The sequence below is a fragment of the Micromonospora sp. NPDC005686 genome (assembly GCF_042871665.1).
In the GTDB taxonomy this organism is placed as follows: Bacteria; Actinomycetota; Actinomycetes; order Mycobacteriales; family Micromonosporaceae; genus Micromonospora.
In genome coordinates, this window is sequence record NZ_JBIAIY010000002.1 from 613,936 (window position 1) to 630,083 (window position 16,148).

Genomic DNA, 16,148 nt, shown 5'->3' on the forward strand with positions numbered 1-16,148 from the left:
AGTGGGTCGCGCGTGGAAGAAACGACGGAGGCGATGTCGTGAGCACCGGACCTACGACCCTGCCCGGGAGCCCAAACGCCGAACAGCGGAACCGCCGACGGCGCCTGCCCAGGCTGCGCGACGCGCGGATCCGATCCAAACTCGCCCTCATCCTGGTCGTCCCGGTGGCAGCTGTCATCGCACTGGCAACTATCCGACTCATCTCGGTGGGCCAGGGCGCGTACGAGGCGGACCGGATCCGGTCGCTGAGCGCGGTGTCTGTCGACATCTCGGCGCTCACCCAGGACCTGCACAAGGAGCGGATGGCGGCGGCGGTCTTCCTGGCCGACCCGAATCAGAAGCCGGACGCGTACAACCTGCGCGTGCGTCAGACCGACGAGCGCATCGACGCGTACCAGAAGGGGCGGGCCGGTCTCGGCGACCTGCCGGCGGCGATCAGCAACCAGCTCAAGGTGATCGACGCCCACCTGTCCATGTTGAACGGCACCCGGCAGGAGGTGCTGGACCGGCTCCAGATGCCGGTGGCCGAGGCGAGCCTGCGCTACGGCATCGTCCTGGGCGACCTGGTCGCGTACAGCGACGCGCTGGCCCAGCAGCCGGGCGCGGAGAGCCTGGCCGACGCCCGCCGCGCGGTGGCCGCGTTCGCCCACGCCAAGGCCGCGGTGGCCGAGGAGCAGGCGGTGGCCTTCACCGCCCTCGGCGGCGGCCGGATCGACGGCGAGCAGTTCTCCTCCTTCGTGGCCACGCTCACCGGCCAGCAGGAGGCGCTGCTGACCTTCTCCCGGACCGCGACGCCGGGCCAGCGGGCCCTGGTGGACCGCACCGTCTCCGGTGACGCCGTCCAGCTCGCCGACCGGGTCGCCGGCGACATCTCCCGCTCCGTCGAGCGTTCCTCCCTCGTCACCCGCGACGAGGCGTCCGCCGCCATCGGCGCGGTCGACGACCTGATGCGGTGGGCCGAGATCCAGCTCCTGGACGAGATGCTGGCCGACGCCGACGAGGTACGCGCCGACGTGATCCGGCAGGCGATCGTGGAGAGCCTGCTCGTGCTGCTCACGCTCGCCATCGCGGTGACGCTCGCCGTGGTGCTCGCCCGCTCGCTCAACGACTCGCTGCGCCGGCTGCGTGAAGGCGCGCTCGCCGTGGCCAACCACGACCTGCCGGACGCGGTGAGCCGGCTGCAGAACGTCAACGCCATCGGCGACGGCGGCGTGGACGAGATCGTCCAGCAGGTACGGGACCCGATCAAGCTGAGCAACCGCGACGAGGTCGGCCAGGTGGCGGTGGCCTTCAACGTGGTCCACCGCGAGGCGGTCCGGATCGCGGCCGAGCAGGCCGCGCTGCGGACCAGCGTCTCGGCGATGTTCCTCAACCTCGCCCGCCGTTCGCAGAGCCTGGTCGACCGCATGATCGGCGAACTGGACGCGATCGAGCGCTCCGAGGAGGACCCGAAGCGGCTGGCGCAGCTCTTCGAGCTGGACCACCTGGCCACCCGGATGCGCCGCAACGACGAGAACCTGCTGGTGCTGGCCGGTGCCGACTCGGCCGTGCCGCGTCGCGACGACGCGCTCCTGGTCGACGTGCTGCGCGCCGCCCAGTCCGAGGTGGAGCTCTACAACCGGATCGAGTTCGGCACCGTCGACACCGACATCTCGGTCGCCGCGCACGCCGTCAACGACGTCGTCCGGCTGGTCGCCGAGCTGCTCGACAACGCCACCCGGTTCTCGCCGCCGAACACCTCGGTGGTGGCCGACGGACGCCGGATCCGCGACTACGTGCTGATCCAGATCGAGGACCGCGGTCTGGGGCTCAGCGACGACCAGCTCGACTCGCTCAACCGGCGCCTGGCCGCGCCGCCGACCGTGGACGTGGCCGCGTTCCGGCTGATGGGTCTGGCCGTGGTGAGCCGGCTCGCCTCCCGCTACGGGATCCGCGTCGAACTGCGCCGCAACGTCGAGGGCGGCACCGTCGCCCAGGTCACGCTGCCGAACTCGACTGTGGTGCTGCCGGCCAACCGGGGCCAGGCCCCGCTGACCCGGCCGCGTCAGCCGCTCGCGGTCGAGCAGTCACCGCTCAGCCAGGTCGGCGCTGCCGACGCGCTGGCCGGTGCGGGGCGGGGTGCGGCCACCGCGACGCTCGCCGACCAGTGGCGCGGGGCGCCCACCGCCCCGCCGTCCAGGTGGCAGACGCCCGCCGAGACGCGTGACACCACGCCCGCCGTACACCTGGGTGGAGCGACCGGCGCGCTGCCCACGGTGGCGGCGCCCGCCACCGCCGCGCCGGCTCCGGTCTCCGGGGCGGGCTGGTCGGCCGGCCCGACCGTGGCGTACCCCGCGCTCGCCCCCCTGCCCAAGCGGACGCCGGGTGTCGAGGCGGCGCAATCCGCGACCCAGGCCGCACCTCCGGCCTACCAGCCACTCGCCGCGGCGCCGGCGTTGGAGAGCACCCCTGCGACGCCCGTGGTGGCCCGGCCCGAGCAGCGGGCCGAGGCGCCGATATTCCGGGAGATGGAGGCGGTCTGGTTCCGTTCGCACGGAGAGGACGAGACCACCATCTTCAACCGTCCCACGTTCGACGAGCCGCCCGCGCCGGCACAGCCGGCCGTGGCGCCCCCCGCGGCGTCGGCACGTCCGAAGCTGCCCACCCGTACCCCGGGCGCCCAAGCGTCGGGGCTGACCACGCCGCTGGCGTACAGCCCGCCGGAGGTCCCGTCCACGCCTCCGGCGGCCGCGACGCCGCCCCCGGCGCCGCCCGCCGCCGAGCCCGCGCCCGCGCCGTCGATCGACCCGGAGGCCTGGCGTACGGCGGCCGACGAGGGCTGGTCGCGGGCCAGCCGTGCCGCGGATCCCACCACCGGTGGCACCACCCGCTCCGGCCTGCCCAAGCGGGTGCCGCAGGCCCAGCTCGTGCCCGGCGGCATAGAGCCGAAGGGTGGCCGGGACCGCAGCCGGCGCACGCCGGACGAGGTACGCGGCCTGCTCTCCGCCTACCACCGTGGCGTCCAGCGGGGCCGTACGGCCGGCGCCGACCCGAACAGCACCTCGAACAAGGAGACGAACCGATGAACAGGCCGGCGGCCATGCAGGACATGGGGTGGCTCCTCACCAACTTCGCCGACAGCGTCGCGGGCATCGCGCACGTGGTGGCGGTGTCCGCGGACGGACTTCTGCTCGCCTCCTCGCGGGACCTGCCCGGCGACCGGGCCGACCAGCTCGCCGCGATCACCTCCGGCGTGGTGAGCCTGACCGAGGGTGCGGCGCGGATGTTCAGCGCCGGCGGTGTGCTGCAGACCGTGATCGAGATGGACAGCGGCTACCTGTTCCTGATGTCCATCAGCGACGGCTCGTCGATGGCCGTGCTCGCGGCGCGTAGCTGCGACGTCGGCCAGGTGGGTTACGAGATGGCGCTGCTGGTGGAGCGGGTCGGCCAGGCATTGGTCCCGCTGCCGAGGGACGCGGTCCGGTCCTGATCGGGCCGGGGTGCTGACGACTGGAGCCGATGCGGCTCCGAACGAGGGGAGGTGATCGCGAGTTGGAACCGCGACGTGATCCACGTGGCGCGCTGGTAAGGCCGTACGCGGTCACCCGGGGTCGCACCGAGCCGTTGCAGAACATCGCGCTCGAAGCAGTGCTGTCGAGCACGCCTACGCAGTCGGCCGAGGCGCGCTTCGCCGGCCACGACAAGTACCGCATCTCCTCGGTCTGTGAGGGCCGGGCGCAATCGCTTGCGGAAATCGCCGCTTACACCCGGATGCCGCTGGGCGTCACCCGGGTGCTGGTCGCCGACATGGTGGCCGAGGGCCTGCTGACGCTACACACTGCCGCTCCCGCGACGGGTTTCGCGGCGCGGATGAACCTGCTTGGAAGGGTGCTAAGTGGACTTCGCGAACTATGACCCCGACGGGGTGAACCGCGGCCGGGAGATCATCTCCGCGAAGATCGTGATCGCGGGTGGCTTCGGCGTGGGCAAGACAACGCTCGTCGGGGCGATCTCCGAGATTCAGCCGCTGACCACCGAGGCGCTGATGACCGCGGCCGGCGTGGGCATCGACGACGCGTCGAAGGTGCCGGGCAAGGAGACCACCACGGTCGCCATGGACTTCGGCCGTATCACCATGGCCGAGGACCTGATCCTCTATCTGTTCGGCACGCCCGGCCAGACCCGCTTCTGGTTCATGTGGGACGAGATCATCAGGGGCGCGGTGGGTGCGGCGGTGCTCGTGGACACCCGCCGGATCACCGACGCGTTCGCGCCGCTGGACTACTTCGAGAACCGCAAGCTGCCGTACGTCGTGGCGTTGAACCGCTTCGAAGACGCGCCGCACTACGAGCTGGAGGAGATCCGGGAGGCGCTCGCCATCTCCCCGGACGTGCCGATGGTGCTGTGCGACGCCCGGCGGCGCGACTCGGTCAAGCAGGTGCTGGTGACGGTGGTCGAGCACGCCATGCTCCGCCTCCAGGCCGAGCACGGCTACCCGGCCTCGGTGGGCTGACCGCCTGCGGGTCAGTCGACCCGCAGGCGGTATCCCCGCTTGACCACCGTCTGCACCACGCGCGGCGCCCTCAGGCCGGCCCGCAGGCGGGCGACCGCCATCTCCACCGCGTGCTCGTCGGCGCCGCGCGGCAGCGTACGCAGCAGCGCGGTGCGGGAGAGCACCTTCCCGGGCGAGGCGGCGAGCGCCCGCAGCACCGCCATCGGGGCCGGCGCCAACTGGCGCAGTTCCCCGTCCACCACCGCGGCGTGCCCGCGCAGCGTCAGCACGTGCCCGGCCGCCTTCACCGAGACGGTGCGCCGGGGCAGCTCCTCGACGATGGTGCGGACCAGCGCGCCCAGCCGGGCCCGGCTCGGCGCGCTCACCGGCACCCCGCGCCGTACCAGCGGCTCGGCGGTGACGGTGCCGACGCACCCGGCCAGCACGTCGCCGCGCAGCGCCTCCAGCACCGTCTCGGTACGGTCCCCGGCCGCCCGCAGCAGCGCCTCGGCCGCCGGGGCCGAGGTGAACGTGACCGCGTCGACGAGCCGCCCGGCCACCAGGTCGATGAGCCGGTGCAGCGGCGCCGGGTCGGCCGGCGGCGCCCACCGGTAGACCGGCACCTCGATCACCGTGGCGCCGGCCGCCACCAGCGCGTCGGTGCACTCGGGCTGCCGCTCGCCGTGCAGTTGCATCGCCACGACCTGGCCGGCCACCCCGCGCCGGACCAGATGCTCGATCACCTCGTCGCAGCTCTCCGACTCCGGGGACCAGTGCTCACGCAGCCCGGCGGCGCGGATGGCCCCGGTCGCCTTCGGGCCCCGGGACACCACGTACGCGTTGGCGAGCGTGGTGCGCAGCGGCTCGGCCAGCCCCCAGCCCTCGGCCGCCTCCAGCCAGCCACGCATGCCGATGCCGGTGTTCGCCATCAGCACGTCCGGTGGGTGTTCCAGGCAGGCCCGGGTGGCCTCACGCAGGTCGCTGTCGTCGGCCAGCGGGACGATCCGCAGTGCCGGGGCGAGCACCACCCGCGCCCCACGCCGCTGGAACAGCGCGGCAAGTTCGTCGCGCCGCCGGTCGGCGGTGACCCCGATGGTGAAGCCGGCCAGCTCGTCCCGCATCATTCCTCCTGCCGTAACCGCACCTCGACCAGGCCGTCCCGGCAGCGCACCGGATGCCGGCGCAGCGTCACGCCCGGAAGGTCCAGGCACCGCCCCGTGGTGAGGTCGTAGACCTGCTTGTGCAGCGGTGAGGCGAGCGTGGGTACCCCGCCCCGGCTGCCGACCAGCCCTCGGGACATGACGTACGCGCCGCCGACCGGGTCGAGGTTGTCCACCGCGTACAGCCCGCTCGCGGTGCGGAAGACGGCCACCTGTACGCCGTCGACGAGCGCCGCCACGCCCCGGTCGGGGTCGAGCCGGTCCAGCGGGCAGACGGGGGTCCAGGTCAGCGTGACGACGGGGCTCATCGGCGTACCTCCGGCAGGCCCAGCACGACGGGCTGGCGGCGGTGTCCGTCGTCCGGGGGCGCGCCCCGGGCCGGCACCGGCTGGCCCCGCTCCTGGGTGAACGTGATGGACGGGTCGGGCACGTCGGGCGCGTTGACGAAGGAGGTGAAGCGGCGCAGCCGGTCCGGGTCGTCCAGCACGTCGCGCCACTCGTCGGAGTAGCTCGCGACGTGCCGGGCCATCGCCGCGTCGAGGTCGGCGCAGAGCCCGAGCGAGTCGTCCACGAGCACCGACCGGAGGTGGTCCAGACCGCCGTCCATGGCCTCGATCCAGGCGGCGGTGCGTTGCAACCGGTCGGCGGTGCGGATGTAGTACATGACGAACCGGTCGATCAGTGTGACCAGCTCCGCCGTGCCCAGGTCGGTGGCGAACAGGTCGGCGTGCCGGGGCCGGAAACCGCCGTTGCCGCCGACGTACAGGTTCCAGCCGGTCTCGGTGGCGATGATCCCGAAGTCCTTGCTCCGGGCCTCGGCGCACTCCCGGGCGCAGCCGGAGACCGCCGACTTGAGCTTGTGCGGCGCGCGCAGCCCTCGGTAGCGCAGCTCCAGCGCGACCGCCAGCCCGACCGAGTCCTGCACGCCGTAGCGGCACCAGGTGTCGCCCACGCAGGACTTCACGGTGCGCAGCGCCTTGCCGTACGCGTGGCCCGACTCGAAGCCCGCGTCGACCAGCCGGCGCCAGATCTGCGGCAACTGGTCGACGCGCGCGCCGAACAGGTCGATCCGCTGCCCGCCGGTGATCTTCGTGTACAGCCGGAAGTCGCGCGCCACCTTGCCGATCGCGATCAGCTTCTCCGGGGTGATCTCCCCGCCGGGAATCCGGGGCACCACCGAGTAGCTGCCGTCGCGTTGCAGGTTGGCCAGGAAGTGGTCGTTGGTGTCCTGGAGCGACGCCTGCTCACCGTCGAGCACGTGCCCGGTGCCGAGCGACGCCAGGATCGAGGCCACCACCGGCTTGCAGATGTCGCACCCGCTCCCGCGCCCGTGCTCGGCGACGAGCCGGGAGAACGTGCCGATGCCCCGCACCCGGATCAGGTCGAACAGCTCCTGCCGGCTGTGGTCGAAGTGCTCGCACAACGCTGTGGACTGGCGTACCCCGGCGGCGTCCAGCAACTGCTTCAGCATCGGCACGCAGGAGCCGCAGCTCGTACCGGCCCGGGTGCACGCCTTCAGCGCCGGCACGTCGGTCGCCCCGCCGGCGATCGCCGCGTCCAGGTCGGCCCGGGTCACCGCGTTGCAGGAGCACACCTGCGCGGTGGCGGGCAACGCGCCCGCACCGGCGCCCGCGCCGCCGGCCGGCGCCAGCAACGCCAGCGGGGGACCGGGCAGCGGCCCGCCCACACTGGCCCGCAACGTCGGGTACGCGCTCGCGTCCCCGACCAGCACGCCGCCGAGCAGCGTCCGCGCGTCGTCGGAGAGGACCAGCTTCGCGTACGAGCGGGTGGCCGGGTCGGTGAACGTCACGTCGAGGCAGCCGGGGGTGACGCCGTGCGCGTCACCGAACGAGGCCACGTCCACGCCGAGCAGCTTGAGTTTCGTCGCGGTATCCGCGCCGGGGAACGTGGCCGCGCCGCCGAGCAGCCGGTCGGCGACCACCTCGGCGGTGGCGTACCCGGGCGCGACCAGACCGTGGCAGACCCCGTCGACGGCCGCGCACTCGCCGACCGCCCAGATCCGCTCGTCGGCGGTCCGGCAGGCCGAGTCCACCAGCACGCCGCCGCGTGGACCGAGTGGCAGTCCGGCCGCGCGGGCCAGCTCGTCGCGGGGCCGGATCCCGGCGGCCACCACCACCAGTTCCGCGTCGACCGTGCGGCCGTCGGCCAGGTCGAGCGCGGTCACCGTGCCGTCCGTTCCGGGACGCAGGGCCGTGGTGGCCACCCCGAGGTACGGCGTCACGCCCAGCTCCTCCACGTACCGCCGGAGCATCGCCCCGCCCGCCTCGTCCACCTGCACCGGCATCAGCCGGGGCGCGAACTCGACCACGCTCGTGGCGAGCCCGAGCAGCCGCAGCGCGTTCGCCGCCTCCAGCCCGAGCAGCCCGCCGCCGATCACCGCGCCGGTGCGGCGGCCCCGGGCGTGCTCCCGGATCGCGGCCAGGTCGTCCAGCGTTCGGTAGACGAAGACACCCGGCAGGTCCGTGCCGTCCACCGGCGGCACGAAGGCGTACGAGCCGGTGGCCAGCACCAGCGCGTCGTACGGATGTTCACCGGCCGCCGTGGTCACCACCCGCCGCGCCCGGTCGACGCCGGTGGCCGGCTCACCCAGGCGCAGGTCCACCCCGGCGTCGGGGGTGTGCACCGTCAGCTCGTCGGCGTCCATCCCGTCGAAGACGGCGGAGAGCCGCACCCGGTCGTACGCCGGACGCCGTTCCTCGGCCAGGACCGTGACATGCCACCGCCCGTCGGTGTCCCGGGCCCGCAGCGCCTCGACGAAGCGTTGCCCGACCATGCCGTTCCCGACCACGACCAGCTGCCTCATGACGCCACCTCCACCGTCTCGCGTACCTCGTCGGTCGTGGGCGGGTCGACCTCGGTGAGCCAGGCGGCGATGCCGGCCACCGCGTCCCGGCAACTGCCGCAGCCGGTGGCGGCCCGGGTCGCCGTGGACAGCGCCGCCGCCGTCCGGGCGCCCGCCCGCCAGCACGCCACCAGCGCGCCCTTGCTCACGTCGTTGCAGCGGCACACGGTCGCGGCGTCCGGCATCAGCGCCGGTGACGCCGCCGGTCCGGCCGGCGCCTCGCCGAACGCCCGGCCGAGCAGCAGCGCGCGCCGGTCCGCCGGCACCGGCGCGCTTCTGTCGAAGAGCTGCACCACGGTGCCGACCGCCGGGTTGTCGCCGAGCAGGATCGCGCCGGTCAGCCGCTCGTCCCGGATGCGCAGCCGGGCGTACGTGCCCCGGGCCGGGTCGGCGAAGGTCAGCTCCTCGACCGGGCCGCTCCCGTCCGGGGCGCCGGACCCGGCCATGTCGCCCATCGCGGCCAGGTCGATGCCGGCCGCCTTGAGCCGGGTCACCGCCGGCCGGGGCCGGTAGCGGGCCAGCGGATCAGCGCCGGTCAGCACGTCGGCCACCACCCGGGCCTGCGCCCAGGCCGGCGCGACGAGCCCGGTCAGCGCCCCGTCGTGCTGGGCGCAGTCGCCGATCGCGGAGACGTGCCGGTCGCTGGTACGCATCCTGTCGTCGACCACCACACCCCGGTCGACGGCGAGCCCGGCCGCCGTGGCGAGCGCCGTGTCGGGACGTACCCCGCAGCAGAGCACCAGCAGGTCGGCGTCGAGCGGTTCGGTGTCGCCCAGGTGCAGGCGGACGCCGTCGGCGTCGGCGCTCACGGCGGTCGCCGGCGCCCCGAGCCGGGACCGGACGCCCAGGCCGGCGAGCGTGCCCGCGAGGACCGCGCCGGCCGACGGGTCGAGCTGCCGTTCCATCAGGTGCCCGACCGGGTGGACCACAGTCACGTCGAGACCGCGGGCGGCCAGCCCGCGGGCCGCCTCCAGGCCCAGCAGCCCGCCGCCGAGCACGACGACGCGGCGCGCGCCCTCGGCGGCGGCGAGGATCCGTCGGCAGTCGCCGAGCGTGCGGAACGGGACGACCCGCTCGGGCAGCGGCGCGAGGCCCGGCAGCGGCGGCACCACCGCCCGGCTGCCGGTGGCGAGCACCAGGTGGTCGTACCCGTGCCGGTCGCCGTCGGCGGTGACCACCTCGCGGGCGGCCCGGTCGACGGCGGTGACGGCCGCGCCGGTGCGGACCTCGATCCCCGGCCCGACTGCTTCGACCAGCTCCACGTCCGGCTCGCCGATGCGCCCGGCGAGCAGCGTGGAGAGCATGATCCGGTTGTACGCGCGGTGCGGCTCCGCCCCGAGCACGGTGATCCGCCGGTCCCCGCCGCGCGCGTGCAGCTCGGCGGCGAGCCGGGCGCCGGCCATGCCGTAGCCGGCGACGACGATGCGCTCGTTCATGCCGGCTCCACCCGGACCGCGCAGATCTTGAACTCGGGCATGCCGGAGACCGGGTCGAGGGCGTCGTTGGTGACCGAGTTGGCGCGTTGCGCGCCGGGCCAGTGGAACGGCGCGAAGACGGTGTCCGGCCGGATCGCCGTGCTGAGCCTTGCCGGCGCGCGCAGCTCACCCCGGCGGGAGACCACCCGCACCGGTGTCCCCTCGGTCACGCCGATCCGGGCCGCCAGGTCGGGATGCAGCTCGACGAAGCCGCCGGGCGCGGCGCGGCGCAACGCGGCCACCCGCCGGGTCTGCGCGCCGGACTGGTATTGAGCCAGCACCCGGCCGGTGGTGAAGTGCAGCGGGTAGTCGGCGCACACCGGCTCGGCGGCCGGCCGGTGGGTCACCGGATGGAACCGGGCCCGCCCGTCCGGGGTGGGGAAGCGGTCGGCGAACAGCCGGGGAGTGTCCGGGCCGTCCCGGTCCGGACAGGGCCAGAAGACGCCGGTGTCGGTGTCGATCCGGTCCCAGGTGATTCCGGCGTAGTCGGCCGGCCCGCCGGCCGAGGCCCGGCCCAGTTCCGCGAAGACCTCGCGGGGGTCGGCCGGCAGCGGCGTCCCGCCGCCGGTCAGCCGTGCGGCGAGCGCGGCGAGGATCGCCAGCTCGGTACGGACTCCGGCGGGTGGTTCGCGCAGCGCCCGGCGGCGCAGCACCCGGCCCTCCAGGTTGGTCATCGTCCCGTCCTCCTCGGCCCACTGGGCGACCGGCAGCACCACGTCGGCCAGCTCGGCCGTCTCGGAGCGGACGAAGTCCGCCACCACCAGCAGGTCCAGGGCGCGCAGCCGGGACTCGACCCGGGCGGCGCGGGGCGCGGACACGACCGGGTTGGACCCGAAGACAAGCAGTGCCCGCGCGCCGGACGGCGTGCCGAGCGCGTCGAGAAGCTGGTACGCCGGCACCCCCGGCCCGGGCAGCGCGTCCGGTTCGACGCCCCACACCCCGGCGACGTGCGCACGGGCCGCCGGGTCGTCGATGCGCCGGTAGCCGGGGAGCTGGTCGGCCTTCTGCCCGTGTTCCCGGCCGCCCTGCCCGTTGCCCTGCCCGGTCAGGCACCCGTAGCCGGAGCCGGGGCGGCCGGGCAGGCCCAGGGCGAGCGCCAGGTTGATGAAGGCGGTCACCGTGTCGACGCCCTTGGCGTGCTGCTCGGCGCCCCGGGCGGTGAGGATGACCGCGTGGTCCACTGTGGCCAGCGCGCGGGCGGTCGCGTACAGGTCGGCCACCGGCACGCCGGAGAGCCGTTCCACCTCCGCCGGCCAGTAGCCGGCCACCGTCCGTCGCACCTCGTCGAAGCCGGTGGTCCGCTCCGCCACGTACGCCCGGTCCAGCCAGCCCTCGGTGAACGCGATGTGCAGCAGCGCGTTCGCCACCGCGAGGTCGGTGCCGGGCAGGGGTTGCAGGTGCAGGTCGGCCTGCCGGGCCGTGGCGGTGACGCGCGGGTCGACCACGATCACCCGGCCGCCGCGTGCCCGCAGGTCGGCGACGTGCCGCATCAGCGGCGGCATGGTCTCGGCCGGGTTCGCGCCGACGAGCAGCAGCGTGTCCGCGTGCCCGAGGTCGGCGAGCGGGAACGGCAGTCCACGGTCGATCCCGAACGCCCGGTTGCCGGCCGCGGCGGCCGACGACATGCACCAGCGCCCGTTGTAGTCGATGTGCCGGGTCCGCAGCGTCACCCGGGCGAAGCGGCCGAGCGCGTACGCCTTCTCGTTGGTGAGGCCGCCGCCGCCGAAGACGGCGACCGCGTCCGGCCCGTGCCGGTGCTGCACCTCCCGAAGGCCGGCGACCACGCGGTCGAGCGCCTCGTCCCAGGTCGCCAGGCGCAGTTCGCCGCCGGGCCGGTCGCGCAGCAGCGGGGTGGTGAGCCGGTCCGGATGGTCGAGCAGGTCGGCGGCGGTCCAGCCCTTCTGGCACAGCCCGCCCCGGTTGGTGGGAAACTCGCGGGCGCCGACCTCGACACCGTCGCCGGTGGAGCGCAGCGACATGCCGCACTGCAAGGCGCAGTACGGGCAGTGCGTGGCGACCTCGACGGGACGTGGCCCCGTTCGCGTCGCCGTGCGTGCACCGTCTGTCATGTCGGAAAAGCGTGCCGTCGGGCGGTTTCCGGTCCGGGTCTGCTCTGTTTCGGTCCTGTCACGAGCGCTTCACACCGCACGCAGGTGACGAGACCGGCCGCAGGGTTTAGAATGTGAGACAATAATCTCATATTTTGGGAGACGCCATGAGTGTGACGGACGCGTTCGACGCGGTGGCCGGCACCTACGACCAGGCCCGACGCCGCCTGGTGCCCTGCTTCGACGCCTTCTACGGCGCCGCCGTCGAGGTGGCCGCGCCGCCGCTGCGTGCCGCGCTCGCCGCCGGGCGTACCCCCGAGGTGCTCGACCTGGGCGCGGGCACCGGCCTGCTGTCCCTCCTGCTGACCGCGGCCGTCCCCGGCGTTCGCCTGACGCTCGTGGACGGCGCCGCCGGCATGCTCGCGGTGGCCGCCGGGCACCTGGAAGAACGCGGCGTGCCCCATCGCACGGTCCACGCCGACCTGGCCGACCCGCTGCCCGAGGGGCGGTACGACGCGGTGGTGTCCGCGCTGGCCATCCACCACCTCGACGACTCCGGCAAGCGGGCGCTGTACCGGCGGGCGGCCGACGTGCTGGTCCCCGGCGGGGTGTTCGTCAACGCCGAGCAGGTGGCCGGGCCGACCCCGGCGCTGGACCGCCGCTACGACGAGGTGTGGACGGCGCGGATCACCGAGATGGGCTCCGACGCCGAGGAGATCGCCGGTGCCCGGGAGCGGATGCGGCACGACCGCCCGGCCCCGGTGGCCGAGCAGTGCCGCTGGCTGGCCGAGGCGGGCCTGGTGGACGTGGACTGCTTCTTCAAGGAGTGGCGTTTCGCGGTGTTCGGTGGTCGGCGGCCCTGAAGGCCCTGCCCGATTCCCTGATCGGCGGGAACGAGGATGACTGGCGGTCATACCGTTGGGTAGTCTTCTCGGCATGACCGCCAAGGTGACGCTGTCGTTCTCCGACGAGACGATCGAGGAGGCACGCCGGTTCGCCAAGCGGGAAGGGCTCTCCCTCTCCGCCTGGATGGACCAGGCCGCCCGGGAGAAGGCGCTGCGCGAGGTCTTCACCGCGCACGCCGACGCGGTCGGCCGGGCCGGCCTGGACCTGGAAGCCGCCTCCCTGGCCGACGCCCAGGAGGTCGCGCTCGTCCACGACGCCCTGTTCGGCGGACGTCCGCGTGCTGCGTAGAGGCGAGATCTGGCGCATCTCCGGCGCCCGGGAACGACTCGGTCTGGTGATCAGCTCAGACGTCTACAACGCCACCGCGGTGCCCATCGTGATCGTGGCCGAGGTGGTCGAGGAGTCGCTGCTGCGCGACTCGCCGCTCGCCGTGCGGATGGGCGCGTACGTGGTGATGCCCGACCGGATCTCCGCACCGATGAAGAAGTGGTTCGCCGAGTGCGTGGACGTGGCCGACACCGAGACCATGCAGCGGGTCGGCCGGGCGCTGCGGATTCTCCAGGAGTTGTGACCGTCTCACCGGTGCCGCCCGGCGGACGTGCGGTCTCCGTTGCCGGGCCGACGCGCGCGGGGCACGCCGGGGAAACCACCGGCTCCTAGCGTCGCCTCGTCGCCGACGAGGAGGAGTCGCCCGTGAGCACGCTCGTTTCCGCACCCACCACGCCGCCGGCCGCCGACGCCGGCCGGCTCACCGAATGGCGGCCGGAGGACCCGGCGTTCTGGGCCGCCGGTGGCGCCCGGGTGGCCCGGCGCAACCTGTACGTCTCGATCTTCGCCGAGCACGTCGGCTTCTCGGTGTGGAGCCTCTGGTCGGTCATGGTGCTGTTCCTCGGCCCCGGGTACGGCATCGACCCGGCCGGGAAGTTCCTGCTCACCGCCGTGCCGGCCGCGTTGGGGGCGGTGCTGCGCCTGCCGTACACGCTGGCCGTGGCGCGCTTCGGCGGCCGGAACTGGACCATCGTGAGCGCCCTGCTGCTGCTGGTGCCGGCGGTGCCGATGGCACTGCTGATCGAGCCCGGGGTGTCGTACGCCACGCTGATGGTGCTCGCCTGCCTGTCCGGCGTCGGCGGCGGCAACTTCGCCTCCTCGATGGCGAACATCAACCTGTTCTTCCCGGAGCGGCTCAAGGGCCGGGCGCTGGGGCTCAACGCCGGTGGCGGCAACCTGGGCGTACCGGCCGTGCAACTGGTGGGGCTCGCGGTGCTGGCGACCGTAGGCGCCGCGTACCCCCGGTTCGTGCCGGCTGTCTATCTGCCGCTGATCGTGCTGGCCGCGCTGGCAGCGGCCCGCTGGCTGGACAACGTGCCGGGGGCGCGCAACGAGCCGGGCGCGCTGCGCGCGGCCGCCCGCGAGCCGCACACCTGGGTGATGTCGCTGCTCTACGTGGGCACGTTCGGCTCGTTCATCGGCTTCGGCTTCGCCTTCGGGCAGGTGCTCCAGCTCCAGTTCCACGACCGGTTCCCGACGCCGGTGGACGCGGCCTGGCTGACCTTCCTCGGGCCGCTGATCGGCTCGCTGATCCGGCCGGTGGGCGGTCAGCTCGCCGACCGGCTGGGCGGGGCCCGCGTCACGTTCTGGAACTTCGTGGCGATGGCCGCCGGCGCCGGGCTGGTGCTGTACGCCGCCCGGGACCGGTCGTTTCCGCTCTACCTGGCCGGGTTCCTGGCGCTGTTCGTGTTCTCCGGGATCGGCAACGGCTCGACGTACAAGATGATCCCGGCGATCTTCCGGGCCCGGGCCGTCGCGGAGGGGGAGCTGACCGGCGACCCGGAGGCGGCGCAGCGGCGTTCCCGGCGGCTGGCCGGCGCGGTGATCGGCATCGCCGGGGCGGTCGGCGCCTCCGGCGGGGTGCTGGTGAACGTGGCGTTCCGGCAGTCGTTCCTGACCTCCGGCACGGCCGACGCCGCCTACCTGGCGTTCATCGGCTGGTACGCGCTCTGCTTCGTGGTGACCTGGGTGGTCTACCTGCGTCCCGGGTCGCGTACGCTGGTCGGTGTGTGACCTGCGCCATGACGAACCCGCAGGCCACGCGCGGCTCGACCCCGTTTTGACCTGCCACCGGGCGGCCGGGTATCGTTGCCTGCTGTTGTACGACATTCTTAGGCGTGCCGCTCAGGTACGCTTGGTCGTTCGTGCGCGCTGGTCCGGCCGGGAACTCCCGGTCACCTCGGCGCGCGACCCCAGACCGACGACGAGACAAGGTAGACCTGTGCGTACGTACAGCCCGAAGCCGGGTGAGATCGAGCGTCAGTGGCACGTCATCGACGCCTCTGATGTCGTGCTGGGCCGCCTGGCGACCCACGCCGCCACGCTCCTGCGTGGCAAGCACAAGCCGACTTTCGCGCCGCACGTCGACACGGGCGACTTCGTCGTCATCGTGAACGCGGGCAAGGTCGCGCTGACCGGCAACAAGCGTCAGACCAAGGTCGCTTACCGCCACTCCGGTTACCCGGGTGGTCTGAAGCGGGTCGGCTACGACGAGCTGCTCACCAAGCGGCCCGAGCGGGCCATCGAGCTGGCCGTGAAGGGCATGCTCCCGCACAACAAGCTGGGCCGTCAGCTGATCAAGAAGCTGAAGGTCTACGCCGGTGCCGAGCACCCGCACACCGCGCAGCAGCCGGTGCCGTTCGAGATCAAGCAGATCGCGCAGTGAGCGCGGGCGAAGGAAGCAGCATGACCGACATCACCGCCACCGAGGTCGCCCCCGAGGCCACCGAGGCGCCGGCGCCCGTCGCGCGCGCGCCCCGTGGTGACCGCCCGATCCAGACCGTGGGTCGGCGCAAGGAAGCCATCGTCCGGGTCCGGATCGTGCCGGGCACCGGCAAGATCACCTGCAACGGCCGCGACCTCGAGGCCTACTTCCCGAGCAAGGTGCACCAGCAGCTCATCAAGGACCCGCTGGTCACCGCCGAGAAGCCCGAGGCCTTCGACGTGATCGCCAACCTGCGTGGCGGCGGCACCACCGGCCAGGCCGGCGCGCTGCGGCTCGCCATCGCCCGGGCGCTGATCGTCAACGAGCCCGACGACCGCCCGGCCCTGAAGAAGGCCGGCTTCCTGACCCGTGACGCCCGGGTCAAGGAGAGCAAGAAGTACGGCCTCAAGAAGGCCCGCAAGGCTCCCCAGTACTCGAAGCGCTGATCATCACAAGCGTCTTGTACTTCTGAC

15 protein-coding genes are annotated in these 16,148 nt (G+C 73.6%); 10 read left to right on the forward strand and 5 right to left on the reverse strand.

The genetic code is table 11. The annotated features are described in order from the left end of the window. Positions 1-38: 38 nt before the first annotated feature. The 4 genes from ACFYON_RS06840 (at position 39) to ACFYON_RS06855 (ending at position 4,492) form a co-directional block, all read left to right on the forward strand. Positions 39-3,065: a nitrate- and nitrite sensing domain-containing protein gene (locus tag ACFYON_RS06840; RefSeq protein ID WP_354870468.1), complete on the forward strand. Its 3,027-nt coding sequence runs from the start codon at positions 39-41 to the stop codon at positions 3,063-3,065. Next, on the forward strand, positions 3,062-3,469 hold the full coding sequence (locus ACFYON_RS06845; protein WP_013288588.1) for a roadblock/LC7 domain-containing protein: 408 nt from the start codon (positions 3,062-3,064) through the stop codon (positions 3,467-3,469). Before ACFYON_RS06840 ends, ACFYON_RS06845 begins: the two co-directional genes overlap by 4 nt. Positions 3,470-3,531: 62 nt before the next feature. Beyond that, on the forward strand, positions 3,532-3,894 hold the full coding sequence (locus ACFYON_RS06850; RefSeq protein WP_030501578.1) for a DUF742 domain-containing protein: 363 nt from the start codon (positions 3,532-3,534) through the stop codon (positions 3,892-3,894). After that, positions 3,875-4,492 carry an ATP/GTP-binding protein gene (locus ACFYON_RS06855; RefSeq protein WP_354870472.1) on the forward strand — a complete coding sequence of 206 codons (618 nt, stop codon included), beginning with the start codon at positions 3,875-3,877 and terminating at the stop codon, positions 4,490-4,492. The genes ACFYON_RS06850 and ACFYON_RS06855 overlap by 20 nt, the downstream gene beginning before the upstream one ends. An 11-nt stretch (positions 4,493-4,503) precedes the next feature. Here ACFYON_RS06855 and ACFYON_RS06860 read toward each other — a convergent pair whose 3' ends face one another. From ACFYON_RS06860 to ACFYON_RS06880, 5 genes are read right to left on the reverse strand one after another with little or no spacing between them, the layout of a single operon-like run. Then, a complete protein-coding gene (locus ACFYON_RS06860) occupies positions 4,504-5,592 on the reverse strand; it encodes a uroporphyrinogen-III synthase (RefSeq protein ID WP_354870475.1) in 1,089 nt (362 codons plus the stop codon). Further along, positions 5,592-5,939, reverse strand: coding sequence for a nitrite reductase small subunit NirD (nirD, locus tag ACFYON_RS06865; RefSeq protein WP_354870478.1), 348 nt, complete (start codon positions 5,937-5,939; stop codon positions 5,592-5,594). Before nirD ends, ACFYON_RS06860 begins: the two co-directional genes overlap by 1 nt. After that, positions 5,936-8,455, reverse strand: coding sequence for a nitrite reductase large subunit NirB (gene nirB / locus ACFYON_RS06870; RefSeq protein WP_387320623.1), 2,520 nt, complete (start codon positions 8,453-8,455; stop codon positions 5,936-5,938). Before nirB ends, nirD begins: the two co-directional genes overlap by 4 nt. Then, positions 8,452-9,930: an FAD-dependent oxidoreductase gene (locus ACFYON_RS06875; RefSeq protein WP_355094732.1), complete on the reverse strand. Its 1,479-nt coding sequence runs from the start codon at positions 9,928-9,930 to the stop codon at positions 8,452-8,454. The genes nirB and ACFYON_RS06875 overlap by 4 nt, the downstream gene beginning before the upstream one ends. Then, complete coding sequence (locus ACFYON_RS06880; RefSeq protein WP_355094734.1) at positions 9,927-12,038, reverse strand: molybdopterin oxidoreductase family protein; 2,112 nt, start codon at positions 12,036-12,038, stop codon at positions 9,927-9,929. The genes ACFYON_RS06875 and ACFYON_RS06880 overlap by 4 nt, the downstream gene beginning before the upstream one ends. A gap of 146 nt (positions 12,039-12,184) precedes the next feature. On the opposite strand from ACFYON_RS06880, the gene ACFYON_RS06885 reads away from it, so the two are divergent. From ACFYON_RS06885 to rpsI, 6 genes are all read left to right on the forward strand, one after another. Further along, on the forward strand, positions 12,185-12,880 hold the full coding sequence (locus ACFYON_RS06885) for a class I SAM-dependent methyltransferase (RefSeq protein ID WP_354870489.1): 696 nt from the start codon (positions 12,185-12,187) through the stop codon (positions 12,878-12,880). Positions 12,881-12,953: 73 nt separating this feature from the next. Next, positions 12,954-13,211: a DUF6364 family protein gene (locus ACFYON_RS06890; protein ID WP_354870492.1), complete on the forward strand. Its 258-nt coding sequence runs from the start codon at positions 12,954-12,956 to the stop codon at positions 13,209-13,211. Further along, a complete protein-coding gene (locus tag ACFYON_RS06895) occupies positions 13,201-13,494 on the forward strand; it encodes a type II toxin-antitoxin system PemK/MazF family toxin (protein ID WP_354870495.1) in 294 nt (97 codons plus the stop codon). Before ACFYON_RS06890 ends, ACFYON_RS06895 begins: the two co-directional genes overlap by 11 nt. Positions 13,495-13,616: 122 nt before the next feature. Further along, complete coding sequence (locus ACFYON_RS06900; RefSeq protein ID WP_354870498.1) at positions 13,617-14,984, forward strand: nitrate/nitrite transporter; 1,368 nt, start codon at positions 13,617-13,619, stop codon at positions 14,982-14,984. A 208-nt stretch (positions 14,985-15,192) separates the two neighbouring features. Beyond that, positions 15,193-15,636, forward strand: a complete 444-nt coding sequence (gene rplM / locus ACFYON_RS06905) for a 50S ribosomal protein L13 (RefSeq protein ID WP_354870501.1) — start codon at positions 15,193-15,195, stop codon at positions 15,634-15,636. Between the two features lie 20 nt (positions 15,637-15,656). Then, positions 15,657-16,121, forward strand: a complete 465-nt coding sequence (gene rpsI / locus ACFYON_RS06910) for a 30S ribosomal protein S9 (protein WP_102658823.1) — start codon at positions 15,657-15,659, stop codon at positions 16,119-16,121. The last annotated feature ends 27 nt before the right edge of the window (positions 16,122-16,148 follow it).